Origin of the sequence: Litoreibacter meonggei (assembly GCF_003663885.1) — a bacterium.
In the GTDB taxonomy this organism is placed as follows: Bacteria; Pseudomonadota; Alphaproteobacteria; order Rhodobacterales; family Rhodobacteraceae; genus Litoreibacter; species Litoreibacter meonggei.
In genome coordinates this window covers 348,074-365,387 of record NZ_RCCE01000002.1, presented here as the reverse complement: position 1 = coordinate 365,387, position 17,314 = coordinate 348,074, and the positions used below count along the sequence as shown (strand labels likewise).

The 17,314-nt window shown below is 59.6% G+C and carries 21 protein-coding genes and 1 tRNA gene; 20 read left to right on the top strand and 2 right to left on the bottom strand.

Features of this window, described 5'->3' with window-relative positions:
• Positions 1 to 3 precede the first annotated feature (3 nt).
• The 6 genes from BCF46_RS06625 to BCF46_RS06600 are packed head-to-tail and all read left to right on the top strand — an operon-like array spanning position 4 to position 4,974.
• Positions 4 to 798 carry a CbbQ/NirQ/NorQ/GpvN family protein gene (locus tag BCF46_RS06625; RefSeq protein ID WP_121022925.1) on the top strand — a complete coding sequence of 265 codons (795 nt, stop codon included), beginning with the start codon at positions 4 to 6 and terminating at the stop codon, positions 796 to 798.
• Positions 799 to 803: 5 nt separating this feature from the next.
• Positions 804 to 2,690, top strand: a complete 1,887-nt coding sequence (locus tag BCF46_RS06620) for a nitric oxide reductase activation protein NorD (protein WP_121022924.1) — start codon at positions 804 to 806, stop codon at positions 2,688 to 2,690.
• 1 nt (position 2,691) lies between these two features.
• The gene (locus BCF46_RS06615; protein ID WP_121022923.1) at positions 2,692 to 2,865 is read left to right on the top strand and encodes a protein NnrT; all 174 of its coding nucleotides are present in this window, start codon (positions 2,692 to 2,694) and stop codon (positions 2,863 to 2,865) included.
• Positions 2,862 to 3,101 carry an NnrT protein gene (locus BCF46_RS06610; protein WP_121022922.1) on the top strand — a complete coding sequence of 80 codons (240 nt, stop codon included), beginning with the start codon at positions 2,862 to 2,864 and terminating at the stop codon, positions 3,099 to 3,101. Before BCF46_RS06615 ends, BCF46_RS06610 begins: the two co-directional genes overlap by 4 nt.
• 10 nt (positions 3,102 to 3,111) lie before the next feature.
• Positions 3,112 to 4,302 carry an NnrS family protein gene (locus BCF46_RS06605; protein ID WP_121022921.1) on the top strand — a complete coding sequence of 397 codons (1,191 nt, stop codon included), beginning with the start codon at positions 3,112 to 3,114 and terminating at the stop codon, positions 4,300 to 4,302.
• Between the two features lie 3 nt (positions 4,303 to 4,305).
• The gene (locus BCF46_RS06600; protein WP_121022920.1) at positions 4,306 to 4,974 is read left to right on the top strand and encodes an NnrU family protein; all 669 of its coding nucleotides are present in this window, start codon (positions 4,306 to 4,308) and stop codon (positions 4,972 to 4,974) included.
• Here BCF46_RS06600 and hemN read toward each other — a convergent pair.
• Entirely contained in the window at positions 4,971 to 6,326 is a 1,356-nt protein-coding gene (hemN, locus tag BCF46_RS06595) for an oxygen-independent coproporphyrinogen III oxidase (RefSeq protein WP_121022919.1), read from the bottom strand. The two genes, BCF46_RS06600 and hemN, sit on opposite strands and share 4 nt — an antisense overlap.
• Before the next feature lie 112 nt (positions 6,327 to 6,438).
• Positions 6,439 to 6,513: transfer RNA gene (locus BCF46_RS06590), tRNA-Thr, on the bottom strand.
• A gap of 95 nt (positions 6,514 to 6,608) precedes the next feature.
• Between BCF46_RS06590 and BCF46_RS19745 the strand changes: the two genes are divergently transcribed.
• From BCF46_RS19745 to BCF46_RS06525, 14 genes are all read left to right on the top strand, one after another.
• Positions 6,609 to 6,779 (top strand): hypothetical protein, encoded by a 171-nt coding sequence (locus BCF46_RS19745; protein WP_170157878.1) that lies wholly within the window; start codon positions 6,609 to 6,611, stop codon positions 6,777 to 6,779.
• 3 nt (positions 6,780 to 6,782) lie between these two features.
• A complete protein-coding gene (gene murA / locus BCF46_RS06585; protein WP_121022918.1) occupies positions 6,783 to 8,048 on the top strand; it encodes a UDP-N-acetylglucosamine 1-carboxyvinyltransferase in 1,266 nt (421 codons plus the stop codon).
• On the top strand, positions 8,045 to 8,524 hold the full coding sequence (locus BCF46_RS06580; RefSeq protein WP_121022917.1) for a DUF2948 family protein: 480 nt from the start codon (positions 8,045 to 8,047) through the stop codon (positions 8,522 to 8,524). The genes murA and BCF46_RS06580 overlap by 4 nt, the downstream gene beginning before the upstream one ends.
• A complete protein-coding gene (locus tag BCF46_RS06575; protein WP_170157877.1) occupies positions 8,521 to 9,015 on the top strand; it encodes a GNAT family N-acetyltransferase in 495 nt (164 codons plus the stop codon). The genes BCF46_RS06580 and BCF46_RS06575 overlap by 4 nt, the downstream gene beginning before the upstream one ends.
• Positions 9,016 to 9,046: 31 nt before the next feature.
• Entirely contained in the window at positions 9,047 to 10,351 is a 1,305-nt protein-coding gene (gene hisD / locus BCF46_RS06570) for a histidinol dehydrogenase (protein ID WP_121022915.1), read from the top strand.
• Positions 10,348 to 10,818 carry a UPF0262 family protein gene (locus BCF46_RS06565; RefSeq protein WP_121022914.1) on the top strand — a complete coding sequence of 157 codons (471 nt, stop codon included), beginning with the start codon at positions 10,348 to 10,350 and terminating at the stop codon, positions 10,816 to 10,818. The genes hisD and BCF46_RS06565 overlap by 4 nt, the downstream gene beginning before the upstream one ends.
• Positions 10,819 to 10,822: 4 nt before the next feature.
• Complete coding sequence (locus BCF46_RS06560; RefSeq protein ID WP_121022913.1) at positions 10,823 to 11,281, top strand: arsenate-mycothiol transferase ArsC; 459 nt, start codon at positions 10,823 to 10,825, stop codon at positions 11,279 to 11,281.
• A gap of 136 nt (positions 11,282 to 11,417) precedes the next feature.
• Entirely contained in the window at positions 11,418 to 12,428 is a 1,011-nt protein-coding gene (locus BCF46_RS06555) for a glycosyltransferase family 2 protein (protein ID WP_121022912.1), read from the top strand.
• On the top strand, positions 12,421 to 13,158 hold the full coding sequence (locus BCF46_RS06550) for a class I SAM-dependent methyltransferase (protein WP_121022911.1): 738 nt from the start codon (positions 12,421 to 12,423) through the stop codon (positions 13,156 to 13,158). Before BCF46_RS06555 ends, BCF46_RS06550 begins: the two co-directional genes overlap by 8 nt.
• Positions 13,158 to 15,023 (top strand): GtrA family protein, encoded by a 1,866-nt coding sequence (locus BCF46_RS06545; protein ID WP_170157876.1) that lies wholly within the window; start codon positions 13,158 to 13,160, stop codon positions 15,021 to 15,023. Before BCF46_RS06550 ends, BCF46_RS06545 begins: the two co-directional genes overlap by 1 nt.
• Positions 15,024 to 15,202: 179 nt before the next feature.
• A complete protein-coding gene (gene infA / locus BCF46_RS06540) occupies positions 15,203 to 15,421 on the top strand; it encodes a translation initiation factor IF-1 (RefSeq protein WP_008186030.1) in 219 nt (72 codons plus the stop codon).
• A 23-nt stretch (positions 15,422 to 15,444) separates the two neighbouring features.
• Entirely contained in the window at positions 15,445 to 16,014 is a 570-nt protein-coding gene (locus BCF46_RS06535) for a Maf family protein (RefSeq protein WP_121023282.1), read from the top strand.
• Positions 16,011 to 17,039, top strand: coding sequence for a ribonuclease E/G (locus BCF46_RS06530; protein WP_121022909.1), 1,029 nt, complete (start codon positions 16,011 to 16,013; stop codon positions 17,037 to 17,039). The genes BCF46_RS06535 and BCF46_RS06530 overlap by 4 nt, the downstream gene beginning before the upstream one ends.
• Positions 17,036 to 17,254, top strand: coding sequence for a DNA gyrase inhibitor YacG (locus BCF46_RS06525; protein ID WP_121022908.1), 219 nt, complete (start codon positions 17,036 to 17,038; stop codon positions 17,252 to 17,254). The genes BCF46_RS06530 and BCF46_RS06525 overlap by 4 nt, the downstream gene beginning before the upstream one ends.
• Positions 17,255 to 17,314 lie beyond the last annotated feature (60 nt).

The window sequence follows — 17,314 nt, the reverse complement described above, 5'->3', positions numbered from 1 at the left end:
GCGATGAACATGCAAGCAACCCCGCAACTGCCGTTCTATCAGGCGACCGCTCGCGAGTGTGACCTGTTCGAGACGGCTTATGAAAATGGTTTGCCCCTTCTTTTGAAGGGGCCGACCGGCTGCGGCAAAACCCGCTTTGTCGAGCACATGGCAGCCAAGCTGGGCAAGCCGCTTTACACGGTGGCGTGCCATGACGATTTGTCCGCCGCCGACCTGATCGGGCGCTACCTGCTGAAAGGCGGCGAAACCGTCTGGGTCGACGGCCCGCTGACCCGCGCGGTGCGTGAAGGCGGCATCTGCTATCTCGACGAGGTCGTGGAGGCCCGCAAGGACGTCACCGTGGTGCTGCACCCTTTGACCGACACACGGCGCACGCTGATGATCGACCGGACGGGCGAGGAGCTGGTGGCCCCCAAGGGCTTCATGCTGGTCGCATCTTACAACCCCGGCTATCAAAACGTGCTCAAGCGGCTGAAACCGTCTACGCGGCAACGGTTCCTGTCGGTATCGTTCGACTTTCCGACCCCCGAGATCGAGATTGCAGTCGTTTCGCAGGAAAGCGGGTTGGAGGCGGGGCGTGTCGCGCCGCTGGTCCGGCTTGCAGGTCACATCCGTGCGCTATCGGGCATGGATTTGGAGGAGGGTGTCTCGACCCGTCTGTTGATCTATGCGGCGACGCTTATGGCGGGCGGTATGGGGGTTGATCAGGCTCTTGAGGCAGCGATTATCGAACCGCTCAGCGACGAGCCGGACGTTGGTCAGGCGCTGCGCGACCTGATCTCTACCATCTACGGATAATTGCGATGAAACTCCTCGATCTCATGGAACCCGAAGAAACGGTGGGCAACCTGTGGCATGACATGGCCAGCGGGATCGGGGCTGACGTTATGTATCCCGAGGCGGGCGTCACGCTCGCCTCGGTCCGGCCCAGCCTTGCGGTATTGTTTCGCGCGTTGGGTGGCAACGCGGGTGTCGAACTGGGTGAAGCGCCCGCGACGCTTGCCCGTCACCGCCGGCCGCTGCGCCGCAAGCTGGGGGCCGAACGCGACCGCCAATGGGTCGCGGGATTTGATGGAGAGCGGCTGTCCCTGCCGCCTGTGATCGCGGCGTTTCCAGAGGCTCGACTGAATCGCGCCGCCTATTTCTGGCTCACTGCACTGGCCGCCGTGACCGATGTGTCGGAGCTTGATTTGACGGGCGAGGGGGCCGCGCTGGATTGCGCCCAGATACGGGCCAACGCAGAGGCCGCCGACCGCGCCTATGCCAAATGTCCCGGCTTGTGCGCCGCCTACACGGAAATGGCGCGGTTTTGCGCCGCCAACCGACCTGACGTGATGCGTCCGGCACAAGAAGGCGTTATCGAGACTGCCTTGCGCGACCAGCTCTGCGGCGGGACGCCTGTCATGGTGACCCACGACACACCGCGCGGCTACATGCCGTTCGCGCCGGTCCCGATCTGGCTGCGCTATGCGCCCGCCGGCTCGGGGGCTGCTGCGGGCGAGGAACACGCCGACCCCGCCGCCCCGCCGCCCAACGCCGCGACGACGACTCGCAAACTGGGGAGCCGCAAGGATCAGGAGCAGCAAAACCGCAAAGACAGCTTCATCATTCACCGGTTCGAGTCGATCCTGTCATGGGTCGAGTCGATGAACATCAACCGCAGCGTGGATGATGATGACGACGAGAACGCCCAAAAGGCGGCGGACGATCAGGACGAGATCGTCCTGTCGAAGCATGACCGCAAGGCCGCAACGCGCTTGCGGTTGCATCTGGACCTGTCGCCGTCTGACGCAGATCACGAGGCGCTGGCGGGGAAACACACATACCCCGAATGGAACCACCGCAGCCGCAGCTATATGGACGGTCATTGCCGCGTGTTGGATGCGCCTGCGCAGCCCGATCCGGCCTTCAGCTACCGTCCCAACGAACGCCGCATCCGCGAGGTGCGCCGCCAGTTCGAAGCCTTGCGCCCGCGCCGCATTCTGCAGCCGCGTCAGGTGGATGGCACAGAGCTGGACCTTGACGCGTTGCTAACCGCACGCGCGGACCTGATGGCCACAGGGCGCGGGTCCGACCGGATATGGCAAAGCGCGCGGCAGGTTGAACGCGACCTGTCCGTGGCGTTTCTTATCGACACGTCGCGCTCGACTGAAGCCGCGATTGGCGACACCTCGGTGATCGAGGTTGCCCGTGAGGCCATGGCGTCGCTGGCCGCTGGCATCGACGCGGCGGGGGACCGGCTGGGCGTTTGGGGCTTTTCCTCCCTGCGCCGCGACCGTGTTTTCCTGACCCGTTGCAAAGGGTTCGATACCCCGATGAACGCCGAGGTGACCAACAATATCGGTGCGTTGAAACCCGGCCACTATACGCGTCTGGGGGCGGCCATCCGCCATGTCAGCGCGCAATTGGCCGAGGAGCCGAGCGCGCGTAAACTGCTGATCGTACTGACCGATGGCAAGCCGAACGACCTTGACCACTACGAAGGCCAGCATGGTATCGAAGACAGCCATATGGCCGTCAAGGAAGCCCGTCGCGCGGGGCAGAACCTGTTCGGCGTCATCATCGACGAGGACGGGCAGGACTGGTTCGCACGCATCTTCGGGCGCGGCGGCTTTGCGCTATTGCCCAACCCTGAACGTCTTACGCGGGCCTTGCCCGACATTTACCGCACACTCACGCAGGAGGTTTGACATGCGTATCCTTGCCCCTCTCTTTTCTCTGTTGGCCATGCCCGTTTGGGCCAGCTCATTTGACCGCCCGATGCCTCAGGCGCAATCTGCCACGGCAGAGTTCTGGTTCGCCATGGGCAGTTTGGGCTTAATCGCGGCGCTGTATCTGGTGCATAGACTGGTCTCTCGCAAATGACGGATCGGGGCTGGTCCGTTGCGCGTATCGCGGTGGTCCTTTACCCGTTCGGGGCAGGGGCCATGGCGGTGAACGTGTTTTTCGCCTCCCTGATCTTCAGCTGGATCGGCGGGCCTGTTCTGACGGCCTTCTGGTCAATCTCGATTGGTTGTGTGATTGGCATTCCCGCCACATGGTATTTCGCCCGCCACATCCGCAATCTTATGGATACGGCAGACGCCCGCAGCGCAGACTAAGGAACACGGCATGGCAACTTCATCCGCAGAGCAGATGCGCGCGTGGCAAGGGCCGGCGCTGTTCAGCTTCGGCTTCCGCCCGTTCTTTTTGTTCGGGGCGGTTTGGGCCTGTTTTGCGATGCTGCTCTGGATACCGGCGCTATCGGGCGCGGTGACACTACCGACACGGTTCGATTCCGTCTCATGGCACGCGCATGCGTTCCTGTTCGGCTATCTGAGCGCTGTTCTGGCGGGCTTCCTGCTGACGGCGGTTCCGAACTGGACCGGACGCCTGCCCTTGGTTGGCTGGCCGCTGGCGGCGATGTTCGGGATATGGCTGGCGGGACGTGTGGCGGTGTTGTTCTCGGAGTTGCTACCGTCTGGCGTCGCCCCTGCGATTGATCTGGCATTCCCCGTTATCCTTGGCGCGGTGATCCTGCGCGAGATTGTCGCCGGAAAGAACTGGCGTAACCTGATGGTGCTGGGCCTGCTCGCGGTCTTTACCTTGGCGAACCTGCTGTTTCACATCGAAGCCGCGCAAGGCGAAGTTGCCGCGCAGGGCGTCGGGCTGAGGCTGGGCGTTGGCACAGGGGTGATGATGATTGCTGTGATCGGCGGGCGTATCGTGCCGTCCTTCACTCGCAACTGGTTGGCCCGAGAGGGCAAAGACGCACGCCCGACCCCGCCGATGCAGGTGTTCGACAAAGGGGTCTTGCTGGCCAGTATCGCGGGATTGCTCCTATGGGTTTTGCGTCCGGAAAGCAGCGTTACTGGTTTGGCGCTTCTGGTGTTGGGTGCGTTGCATCTGGTGCGGGTGGTGCGCTGGAAAGGGCATCACACAGGCGGCGAGGCCTTGGTCTGGGTGCTACACGTCGCTTATGCCTTCATTCCGCTGGGCGCGATTGTCATCGGGCTGGCGATTGTGCTGCCTGACCTTGAGCTGACGCAATCGGCGCAGCATCTGTGGATGGCGGGCGCGATTGGGGCCATGACCTTGGCGGTGATGACCCGTGCGACGCTGGGGCATACGGGGCAAAATTTGCATGCGGGCGGTGGGACGCTGGTTATCTACCTGGCGCTGTTCGGGTCTGTCGCCGCGCGAGTGTTCGCCGGAGGGGAGCCGGTGTTCTATCATATCTCGGGCTTGCTGTGGATCGTTGCCTTTGGCGGCTTCGCCGTGGCCTACGGGCCGCTGTTGCTGCGCCGCAAAGACGGTGCCTGAGCCATGAGTTGGTCTGCCTTTGCAGCTGTTTTTGTGGCTTTCTTCGTGACCCATTCAATCCCCGTGCGCCCCGCTGTGAAGTCGCGGATCGTCGGGCGGATTGGCGCGGCGGGGTTCGGGATGGCCTATTCAGCGCTGTCCATTGCCATGCTGGCCTTGCTGGTCTGGGCCGCAGGGCAGGCGCCGTTCGAAGTGTTGTGGCCCCAAATGCCGTGGCATCGCAACGCGGTTCATCTGGGCATGCTGGCGGTGTGTTTGCTCCTAGCGTTGTCGCTTGGGCGGCCTAACCCGTTTTCTTTTGGCGGGGCGCGGAACGACGATTTTGATCCGGCCAGGGCGGGCGTTGTCAGATGGTCCCGCCATCCGGTTTTGCTGGCGCTGGCCCTTTGGGCGGGGCTGCATTTGCTGCCAAACGGTGACCTTGCCCATGTGATCCTGTTTGGCACGCTTGGAGGCTTTGCCGTCATCGGACGCCTGTTGATCGACAGGCGCAAACAGCGCGTCATGGGCGTGGATCGGTGGCAGGCGTTGCGCGATGCGACCCGCACGGCTCCGCGGTTCTACCGCCCGCGCTCTTGGCTGGAACTGGTGATGCGCCTCGCCGCTGGCGTCGCGGCTTTCGCGACACTATTGTGGCTGCATCCTGTGGTGATCGGCGTGTCCGCGCTCTAGGACGCGCGGGAGTAGCGCACCCCTTCTGGAACATGCGCATCAAAGCAACTTGCGATAATGCGGGTCAGCGCGCGGCCCTCGGACTTGATCTCGAGACATTGGTTTTGCAGCGATACCAGCCCGTCAAACTTGGCGGCGACCTGCGGTAAAAGCGATGCTATATTCGCCGCCTGTGCGCGGAACTCTTCTTGCAGGTCCGCAATGTCCAACCTGAAATCACACATCACGCGCTCGATTGCACGGGCGCGGATCTGGTCGTCGAAATTCATCTCGTATCCGCGTGAGCCCGCTAGCTGGCCTGCCGTGATGCGCTGGATATAGGCCGCCGTAGCGGGGGCGTTCTGGATATAGCCGTTAGGGAACCGCGATATGGACGACGCGCCAAGCCCGATCAGCGTCTGGCAGGTATCGGCGGTGTAGCCTTGGAAGTTGCGACGCAAACGGCCTGTGCGGCGCGCGGTGTCCAGCTCGTCACCGGGGCGGGCGAAGTGGTCGATGCCGACGGCGGGAAGTCCTGCGGCCTCGAACCGCTCCGCGGCGAGTTGCGCCAGATGATAGCGGGCCAGATCGTCGGGCAACGCGTCCTCGTCGATGAGCTTTTGCCGCTTCGACACCCAAGGAACATGGGCATAGCCGAACAGCGCCACGCGGTCCGGCGCGAAGGTCAGGACCTTGTCGATGGTGTCGGAAATGCGCGCCTCGGTTTGGTGCGGAAGGCCGTAGACCAGATCTGTGTTGAGCGAGGTGATCCCCGCCGCACGCAAATCTTCGACACAGGCGCGGGTAACCTCGAACGGTTGCTCGCGTCCGATGGCGGCTTGGACCAGCGGGTCGAAATCCTGAATGCCAATAGAGGCGCGGGTCATCCCTTCGGCGGCCAGCGCGTCGATCTTGGCGCGGTCCACCATGGTCGGATCAATCTCGACCGAGAATTCAAAGTCCTCAGCAGGTGGGAAGACATCGCGCACGGCCTTGGCCAAGCGGTGGATCAGGTGCGGTGGCAAAATGGTGGGCGTCCCGCCACCCCAGTGCAGCCGCCCCATGCGTATGCCCTTGGGCAAGGTTGCGCGCAGCAACTCCAGCTCGGCTTCCAGCGTCCCGACATAGCTTTCGACAGGGCTGAGGGTCACGGTGCCTTGTGTGTGGCAGGCGCAAAACCAGCAGAGCCGCTCGCAAAACGGGATGTGGAGATAGACAGAGACCGGCACATCGGGATCAAGGGAGCCAAGCGATTGCGCTTGGAAATCATCGCGCACATCCGTGGTGAAGACCGCAGCCGTCGGATACGAAGTGTAGCGCGGCACGCGCGCATCGAAGAGGCCGTGAGCCTTGAGGGTGTCTATATGTTCCATGACCCTGCAATGACGGAAATCGACGCGGTTGTTTTTGCGCGATATCAAACTTTGTAGAAAAGTTTGCGCACCCGCGGTCATCTGAGGGCACTGAAAGTAGGAATTGGGGAGATGGTGCTGTGAGAGAGGATTGAACTCTCGACCTCACCCTTACCAAGGGTGTGCTCTGCCACTGAGCTACCACAGCATCTACACTTGCGTGTGGGCGGGGTATTAGGGTGAAACTCTTCTCGGCGCAACCCTAATCTGGACCCTTTGAGCGCCCTGGGTTAAGACGGTTTCATGAGTGACCGGACATCCCACAAAGACACCCCCAAACCCCAGCATCACGCACAAATACGCGAGGCGCGGTTGAAGGCGGCATTGAAGGCGAATATGGGACGTCGTAAGCAGCAGGCGCGCGCCAGAAAAACCCCCGGAAATACGGGCGATAACGAGACAAAAGGGCAGTAAACCATGGATAAGATCGTCGTCACGGGCAATGGTCCGCTGAAGGGGGAGATTACGATCTCCGGAGCAAAGAATACTTGCCTGAAACTGATGACTGCCGCGCTTTTGAGTGACGAGCCGCTGACGCTGACCAATGTGCCGCGCCTCTCCGATATCGGGACATTGTCGGAACTGCTGGAATCCCTTGGGTGCGAAGTGGCGCTGCTGAACGGGGGCAACGTCATGGTGTTGTCTGCCGGAGAAATCACCAACCGCAAAGCTGAATACGAAATGGTGCGCAAGCTGCGCGCGTCGTTCAATGTGCTGGGGCCGCTGGTTGCCCGCGAAGGCGAGGCAACGGTGTCGCTGCCCGGCGGTTGCGCCATTGGCGCGCGCAAGGTGGATTTACACCTGATGGCGCTGGAAAAGCTGGGGGCCACGATTACGCTGGACGAAGGCTACGTGCATTGCTCCGCCCCGAACGGTTTGACGGGCGCAGTGATCGAATTCCCGTTCGTCACGGTGGGCGGGACCGAGAACGCGATCACCGCCGCGACACTGGCGAAAGGCACGACCGTCATCAAGAACGCGGCGCGCGAGCCGGATACTGTTGATTTGTGCAAATGCCTGAGCGCTATGGGGGCGAAGATTTCCGGTGCTGGTACGTCCGAGATTACCATTGAAGGCGTCGACCGGCTGCACGGCGCGACCCACGAAGTGATCGCCGACCGCATTGAGTTGGGCACGTTCATGATCGCGCCTGCCATTGCGGGGGGCGAGGTCGAATTGATCGGCGGCCGTCGTGATCTGGTGGATGCGTTTTGCAACAAGCTGGAAGCAACGGGCGTTGTGATCATCGAAACCGAGCGTGGTTTGAAAGTGTCCCACAATGGCGACCGGCTGAAGCCCGTCGATGTCGAGACAGAGCCGTTCCCGGGCTTCCCGACCGACCTGCAAGCGCAGATGATGGCGGCGCTGTGCCTTGCCGACGGCACGTCGAAACTGCACGAGACGATCTTCGAGAACCGCTTTATGCACGCGCCGGAACTGATCCGGATGGGCGCTAAAATCGACGTTCAGGGTGGCCATGCCACGGTGACGGGCGTTCAGAAAATGAACGGTGCGCCGGTGATGGCGACCGACCTCCGAGCTTCGGTTTCCCTCATTCTGGCGGGCCTCGCCGCCGAAGGAGAGACGACCGTCGGCCGTGTTTACCACCTTGACCGCGGATATGAGCGGATTGAACAGAAGTTGGGTGGCGTCGGCGCATTGATCAAACGGGTGCCTGAATGAGCCAGGACGCGAGTTTCGAGGACGGCGCCGCGCGCTCCCTTCGTCTGACGGCAGAGGATGCTGATGACGTCACGGTGATCTCGTCGCTTGCGCAGGACGCGGTATTTCCGGTGAGCGAGATGGCGTGGAAACCCGCGCAACGTCGCTTTGCGTTGTTGTTGAACCGCTTCCGTTGGGAAGATTTGCCTGCCGCCGAGCGGCGCGGGCGGGATTTCGAACGTGTTCGTGCGGTGCTGGCATTTGACGACGTGACCAAGGTGTCGTCTAGCGGCTTGGACCGGTCCGACCCCGAAATGGTGTTGTCGTTGTTGTCCATCACGTGGAAAGCGGGTGAGGATGGGGCAGGGCGCTTCGAGCTGACACTCGCAGGCGACGGCGCAATTGCACTGGAAGCGGAATGCGTGAACATCACGCTGCAAGACGTCACGCGCCCCTACATCGCCCCTTCCCGCAAGGCCCCGAAGCACCCGGAGTGAAAGTCCGGACGCTCACCAGTGCGGATGCAGAGGCGTTTCAAGCGCTGCACATTGAAGGGGTTACCAACTACCCGACCGCGTTTCTGAGGTCGCTCGATGAGGTTCGGGATACGAGTCCGGATGAGGTTGCGCGGGTTCTTGATAGCGGCAAGATAATGGGCGCCTTTGCGGGCGAGACGTTGATCGGCCTTGCGGGGCTGGCGCAGAACGGCTTTGCCTCGGCACGGCATCGCGCGATGATCGGGCCGTTCTATGTGAGCACCGCCAGTCAGGGGCAGGGTGCAGCGCAAGCGCTGATGGATGCGCTGGCGGAGAAGGCCAGACAGATGGGTGTGCTGCAACTGGAGCTCTACGTCTGGGCAAAAAACCCGCGCGCCCAGCGGTTCTACATCCGCAACGGCTTCGAACAAGTGGGCCGAATTCCACGATCCGTGATCATCGACGGTGAAGAGTGCGACGATTTATTGATGGTACGCGCTTTGGATCGTTGAGCCTTCCGCGCCTGCGCGGTATGGAGGCGGCATGCCTATGTTTCTCAACAGCGCTGACGCTGACTTCGACACTCAATTTGCCCGGCTTCTGACGATGAAGCGTGAAGACAGCCCCGATGTGGACGCTGTCGTTGCAGGGATAATTGCCGATGTGCAATCACGCGGTGACGCGGCGGTGATCGAGTTAACCTCCAAATTTGACCGGATGGATTTGACACCCGAGACGCTGGCGTTTTCGCGCGAGGAAATGGACGCGGAAATCGCGAAAGTTCCGGCTGAAGAGCGCGCAGCACTAGCGCTGGCCGCCGAGCGCATCCGCGCCTATCACGACCGCCAACTACCCCAAGACGAAGCGTGGGACGGCCCCCATGGCGAGATGCTTGGCTGGCGCTGGACCCCCGTTGAGGCCGCGGGGCTATACGTGCCGGGCGGGTTGGCAAGCTACCCCTCTTCTGTGCTGATGAACGCCATACCCGCGCAAGTCGCGGGGGTGGAGCGGCTGGTGATTTGCGCGCCCACACCTGACGGTGTCGCCAACCCGTTGGTGCTGCTGGCCGCCCGTCTGTCGGGCGTCGAAACTGTTTACCGAATTGGCGGCGCGCAGGCGATTGCTGCGCTGGCTTATGGAACGGAAACCATCGCAGCGGTCGACAAGATAACCGGACCGGGAAATGCCTTCGTTGCTGCCGCCAAGCGCCGCGTGTTTGGGCGCGTTGGCATAGATATGATAGCAGGGCCGTCCGAGATATTGGTCATCGCGGACAAAGACAATGACCCTGATTGGGTCGCGGTGGATTTACTGTCGCAAGCGGAGCATGACGAAAGCGCGCAGAGCCTTTTGATTACCGACGATGCAGCGTTTGGAGCAGCGGTTACAAAGTCAGTTGAAATCCGCTTGGAAACGCTGGAGCGCCGCTCGATTGCGGGGCCAAGCTGGCGTGACTTTGGTGCAGTGATTGTCGTGAAAGATATGGATGAAGCGTTAATGTTGTCTGATAGAATTGCACCAGAACATCTTGAAATTGCTTGTGAAAATGCAAACGAATTAGCAGCGCGTGTGCGCCACGCTGGCGCAATCTTCATTGGCGCGTACACTCCAGAAGCGATTGGTGACTACATTGGCGGACCGAACCACGTACTGCCCACGGCACGCTCGGCGCGGTTCTCGTCCGGGCTGTCGGTGATGGATTTTGTGAAACGCACGACACTTGCGCGAATGACCCCCGAAGCGCTGAAAGCCATCGGCCCTGCTGCCGAGACACTGGCAAAGGCTGAAGGGTTGGAAGCGCATGGATTGTCGGTTCGGGCGCGATTGAATAGGTTGAATGAAGAATGAGTAAACTATGCGAAGTCACCATTGACGACAGCGGTCTGCCGATCCCAACTCCAGAGATCGAGCAGGAACGCAAAGTCGCTATTTTTGACCTGATTGAGGACAACACGTTTGAGCTGCCGCAAGACGGCGCGCCAGATGGGCCGTATAAACTAGACCTGTCCATTCGCGAACGCCGTTTGGTCTTTGACCTGCACACGGATGGCGGCAACAAGGCGGCTGAGTTTCATCTATCATTGGGGCCATTTCGGCAGGTTGTTAAGGACTATTTCCAAATTTGCGAAAGCTATTTCGACGCTGTGAAGAAGCTACCGCCCAGCCAGATCGAGACCATCGACATGGCGAGACGTGGTATCCACAACGAAGGTGCGCGCGTTTTAGAAGAGCGCTTGGAGGGCAAGGCGGAAGTCGACAGCGATACGGCCCGCCGCCTGTTTACCCTCATTTGCGTTCTGCATTTCGGGGGCTGAGGGGATGGGGGCGGACCAACCACAGTCGGTTCTGTTCTGCTGCGACCACAACGCCGTGCGCTCGCCTATGGCTGAAGGGTTGATGAAAGAATTCTACGGTACAGACATTTATGTTCAGTCTGCGGGCGTAAAGAATGATCTCGACATCGATGGCTTCACTGTTGCTGTTTGCAAAGAAATGGGGGTTGAGCTGTCCCGTCATCGGACAAGGTCTTTCGAGGAAATGCAGGAATGGGGCGATGACCTGTCGGGGTTTGACTTGATCGTTGCGCTAAGCCCGGCATCGCAGCGGCAAGCCCTTGAATTGACACGCGTTTACCATCTGGATGTTGAATATTGGCCAATTCTGGACCCAACAGGTCTGGGCGAAGGGCGCGAGGAAAAACTGAACTCCTACAGGATGGCACGGGAACAGATCAAAGAGCGGATTTTGGGCCGCTTTGGCGCGCCAACTGCGAGCTGATCTTGCCGCTTGGACTGTTTCCGTTGCCGCAAAAATACCCACTATCAAACTCAATTGCACCAAACTAGGTGATGATAATCAGCTCTAGGTGAAATGTTGCGCTGTGCGTGCGCAGCACAAGGGCTGAGGTTTGACTATGGGGTACGAGAAATTTCCCAAACAAGTAAAAGAGGGCCGCGTGGCGCAGACCAAGCGACTATTGGTGTCGCTGATCGTTCCCGTTTACAACGAACAGGACAGCATTGCCCCATTCACCGCAACGATCGCCAAGGTCATGGGAACAAGTTGCCCAGAGATCGACTATGAGGTTTTGTTTATCAATGACGGCAGTTCCGATGCGACCGAGCCTGCTGTAGAGCTGGCGCAAGCGGCGGACCCTCGGGTAAGATTGGTCAACCTCTCACGAAATTTTGGCAAAGACGCTGCTTTGTGCGCAGGGTTGGAGCACGCCCATGGCGATGCAGCGATCCCGATGGACGTTGACCTACAAGACCCGCCCGAATTGATCCCTGAGATGGTGGAGAAGTGGCAAGGCGGAGCCAAGGTCGTCAACGCGCGCCGCATTGATCGAAGTCATGACACGTGGTTAAAACGACTAACTGCTAACTCTTTCTATAAGATTTTCAATCTATTAGCGGAGCAAAAGATCCCAATGAATGTCGGCGATTATCGCCTTCTGGATCGCCAGGTAGTGGATGTTCTGCGCCAAATGGGCGAGCGCGCCCGATTTAACAAAGCCCTTTTCAGCTGGGTCGGTTTCGATGCGCAAGAGGTGACGTTCGAGCGTCCCAACCGGCGCGCCGGGGAAACAACTTGGACATATTGGAAGCTATGGAATTTTGCTTTGGATGGCATCTTATCCGCTTCAACAATGCCGTTGCGGGTCTGGAGCTATGTCGGTTTCCTTCTGTCCATCGCGTCGTTTATCTACGCGGCGTTCGTCTTTTTCTACACAGTGGTATTCGGCGCCGACACGCCCGGCTATGCGTCGACCGTGATCCTGATCTTGATGTTTGGCGGCTTGAACCTGTTCGCCGTCGGCATCCTTGGTGAGTATATCGGTCGAATTTACGCGGAGGTCCGGGGACGGCCCATATACGTGGTCCGCTCGACTAGTGATTTTGAGGACACAGCACACAATGGATAGATCAGTTTACGCCCGCATGAACGAACAAGAGGCAGAGCATTGGTGGTTCAAGGCACGACGGGACATCATTCGGTCCGCCATGCAGCGGATCATTCCGTTGCCAGAGCACGCCGCCATTCTTGAGGCTGGGTGCGGCACAGGTGGCAATTTGCAAATGTTGTCTGAATTTGGCGAGGTGGATGCGTTCGAGTTTGACGACGACGCCCGCGCAACTGCTGAGGCCAAGTCTGGCGTCACAATCCCATTTGGAGCGTTGCCAACAGGTATCCCTTTCGAGGGCAAGCGCTATGATCTTGTAGGGCTTTTTGATGTGTTGGAACATGTCGAGGATGATTGCGGCTCACTGCGCGCGCTTGGCGATCATCTCACCGATGACGGGGTGATCTTCGTCACGGTGCCAGCTTTCCAGTGGCTATGGTCCAAGCATGATGTCTCTCACCACCATTTCCGCCGCTATTGCAAAGCTAGCCTAAGCAGAACAGCAAAGGACGCTGGCCTCGAGGTCGTGCAATGCGGCTACTTTAATAGTTTTCTGCTGCCCGTGGCGGTAGGGATGCGTGCGCTCAAAAAGTTGGTTGGTAGCGAAGCGCCCGATGACACCATGCCGGCGCCGGGATTGAACCGTGCGCTCTACAATGTCTTTTCCAGCGAGCGGCATTTACTGGGGCGCGTGCGTATGCCCGCAGGACTGTCGGTTATGGCAATCTTGCGGAAACGAAAGCCTGCCTAGTGATCACCGCGCGAGTCCACCGTTTCCTCAGCGTAGGAGTTCTGGCGACACTGGCCCATTTGCTGGCGGCGATAGCAGCTCAGTCGCTTCTTGATATGCCCGCTCAATTGGCCAACCTATTGGGTTTTTGCACGGCTTTCGGGTTGTCTTACGCAGGCCATGCAAGGTTCACCTTTCAGGTCGTGGGCAATCACGACATCCACGCACAGCGGTTCCTTTTTGTCTCATTGGCTGGGCTGGCGTCGAGCGCTGGGATTACGCATCTCGTCCACACCAGCTTAGGTGCGCCCTTTGCAGTTGCCATGATCGCTGTCGGGATATGTGTTCCCGTATTAACCTATGTCGTCTCGAAAATGTGGACCTTTGCTGAGGTCGTGCCGCGCAAGTCAGGATACTGGCACGGTGTGTTTGCAGCGATGGGGTTCGGGTTATTGTGCTTCGCGGTGTTACAGGGCCGACTTATCAACCACGACACCGCTTGGTATTTGGTCGCCACCCGAAAATGGTTGGAAGGCGCGCGCCTGTACGTTGATCTGGTTGAAGTGAATCCACCGTTGAACTTCTACCTGACGGCCCCAGCCATATGGGTGGCAGATAGCTTGGGCGTGGCAGATATTCGGGCGCAAATCCTATTAACCTGCGGTGTGCTTACGCTAAGCCTGTTGTGGGTTTGGGAGCTATTGCACCGAACGGATGAGATGACGCAGCGTCACAAACTCGGGTTACTGGCGGGCGCTTGCTTTGCCTTGACGGTCCCGTTTGTGCAGGACTTTGCGCAGCGGGAACACACGTTGGTAATCGTGCTATTGCCTTATGTTTTTGGTCTGGCCTTGAGTGGCAGCGTTGTAAACTCGACGCGTTCGGGTGAGGCGGCGCGAGCGGTATTTGCAGGTATTGGTTTATGCCTGAAGCCGCATTTCATGCTGATCCCCATCGCAAACACCGTGGCGCTTTGTGCGCGAACGCGTTCAGTACGGCCGATGACTTCGGTATCCAACCTTGTTTTGCTTACCATGGGACTTGGCTATGTTGTGTTGGTTAAGCTGTGGCACCCGGAGTATTTGGATGTCATCGTTCCGATGGCGGCCAAGGTTTATGGTGCCTATGGGTTTTCAATGCGGAGCGTGATTGAAACTGCCTCACCGGCGTTGATTGTCGCCTTTGCGCTTTTGGCTTTAGCTGCTGTCCGAGATAGTGCGCCCCGCGGGTTCGATGTCGTCTTTGCTGCAACCGCTGCCTGTCTGATCATCTACATTGCCCAATGGACAGGTTACGGCTATCAAATCACACCTGCTTTTTCCCTTATTGCCATCGCAAGCTTTTGGGTTTTGTCGCGACCGGCTAGCTCAGTTGTAGTCCGCGTTTTGGCGTTGGCCTGTCTCGGACTGATTTGCGTGAACAGTGCTCGGATAGGCTTGTACCGCAGTCCAGCCACAACGTTGTTTCAGCCCTATCTCGAAAGCGCCGGGGCCGAGCGTCGCCTTGCGGTGTTCTCCTCCAGCCTTTGGCCTAGCTTCCCGTTGGTTCTGGATTCCGGTGGTGAGTGGACAAGCCGTTACCCCGCATTGTGGTTGATCCCCGGCGCACTGAACCGGCTCCAAAGTACCGCGTGCAAATCCAAGCCTGCGGATTGTTTAGCAGTTGAGGGTGTCTTGGCTCAAACGCGCGCGGACGTGGTGACCGATTTTGTGGGCGGGGCGGCCGACTTGTTGCTCGTCGACAAGAACCCATTCTATATCGACGACCCCGATTTCTCCTATGTTGAGTTCTTTAGTGAAGATCCGAGGTTCTTGCCGCACTTTCAGCAGTACGAGCTGATTGACGTCAAAAGCGGATTCGAGATTTACCGGAAAAAATCCCCGTAAGTTGGCGTTGTAGGCACAGGCGATCGTCAGAACTGACCTGAAACCCTATCTCTGGCGTCAAAACACCCACAAAACCGTCATGTCGCCCTGCGCAGGCCCAGTTAACCCTTGAAAACCCTCAAGTCCCGGCGCATTTAGTGCCACGCCCGCAGTTTGGTGGGCATAACAACGGAGTGAACATGGCCAAGGAAGAACTGCTCGAATTCCCCGGCGTCGTGAAGGAACTCCTGCCTAACGCGACGTTCCTGGTCGAGCTGGAAAACGGCCATACGATCATCGCGCATACGGCAGGCAAGATGCGCAAGAACCGCATCCGCGTTCTGGCAGGCGACAAGGTGCAGGTCGAGATGACCCCCTATGATCTGACCAAGGGTCGGATCAACTACCGCTTCAAGTGACCGCTCTGACCCGGGAAGCCGGGTTGAGGCTCGTGCTCGGCTCCGGCTCGCCAAGGCGGCTGGAGCTTTTGGCGACTCTGGGGATCACCCCGGACGACATTCGCCCCCCTGATATAGACGAAGACCCGCTGCCCGCCGAGAAGCCGCGCGACTATTGCCGGCGGATTGCGCGCAGCAAGGCAGAGGCTTTGGTGCTTGCGGATAACGAGGTGGCCTTATGCGCGGACACGACAGTCGCGTTGGGCCGCCGTATCTTGGGCAAACCCGCCGATGCGGGCGAGGCCGCGCAGTTTCTGCTGTCGCTGTCAGGGCGCAGACATCGCGTGATTACCGCAATGGCGGTGAAACGTGGCGACCGGATTTGGACAGCTGACGTGGTCACCGCGGTCAAAATGAAGAACCTCTCGGATGAAGAGTTGAACGCCTATCTTGCCACTGATGATTGGCAGGGAAAGGCAGGGGGTTACGCCATCCAAGGCCCCGCTGGTGCGTTCATCCCGTGGATACAAGGCTCGTACACAGGGGTCATGGGGCTTCCCGTGGCCGAAGCCGCGCAATTGTTGAAAACCGCAGGATATGAGGCCGCGCGATGAAGGGGGCTTTGATTGTCTTAGGCGAGCTGGCTGGCCGTGAAGCCGCCGCACGCATGGTGGACGGCGTTCTGGATGATCTGCTGATCGCGCCGGATGAGGATGCTCCACCTGCACCGGGTGCGATTTACCGCGCTGTGGCCGACCGCCCGCTTAAAGGGCAGGGCGGCATGATGATGACCTTGCCCGACGGACAGACCGCTTTGTTTCGCGGCGCGCAGGGCTTGAAGCCCGGCACAACAATGCTTGTGCAAGTGACCTCCTACGCCGAGCCTCACAAGGCGGTGCCAGTCACCGACCGGCTGATTTTCAAAGGTCGCAGCGTGATCGTGACACCGGGTGCGAAAGGGTTGAACGTCTCACGCCAAGTCCGCGACGAAGAATTGCGCGAGACGCTTTTGGAGGCTTTGCACCGCTCGCGGGCACCTGAGGCAGGGCATGGGGTTATTCTGCGCACGGGCGCGGTTGGTCTTGATGCCGATGATATCGCCGAGGAAGCCGACAGCCTGCTAGATCTTGCGGATGCGGTTTTGGCGGATATCGAGGGTGAACCCGAACTTCTCGTCGACGCACAGGGGCCGCATGATCTGGCATGGCGTGACTGGCCGCATTCGGATGAGACCGTGGAGGGCTTCGAGGCCCATGGCGTGCTGGACGACTTGGCGTTGCTTCACCGTGAAGAGGTGCCACTTGGCCAAGCATCCATGTTCATAGAGCCGACCCGCGCACTGGTCGCCGTGGACGTGAACACGGGCGGCGATTTTTCACCGGCTGCAGGTTTGAAGGCCAATTTAGCCGTGGCGAAGGCTTTGCCGCGGATGTTGCGGCTGCGCGGGTTGGGGGGGCAGATCACCCTTGATCTGGCGCCTATGGCGAAAAAAGACCGCAAGCAATTTGAAACCGCCTTGCGCAGTGCGTTCCGTAGTGACCCCATTGAAACCTCGTTGGTTGGCTGGACGCCGCTGGGGCATTACGAGTTGCAGCGCAAACGCGAACGTCTGCCGATACCGAAAGGACTGGCCCAATGAGCTGTCCCATTTGTTCCAAAGAAACAGTCGAGAAATTCCGCCCGTTTTGCTCGAAGCGCTGCGCTGATATTGATCTGGGTCGCTGGATGACGGGTGCTTATGCGCTTCCCAGCGAAGACCCGGTCGATGATGAAGAGTTGATGGAAGAGCTGGAGAAAAAACTGGGTGAGATCGCTTCAGGTGGCCCAGCCGGTGATGGCTCGAAGCCTCACTAACGGCCTGATGCGCCGGAGTTTGTACTTTTCGTGAACTACGCTATGGACAGCACCAAATCA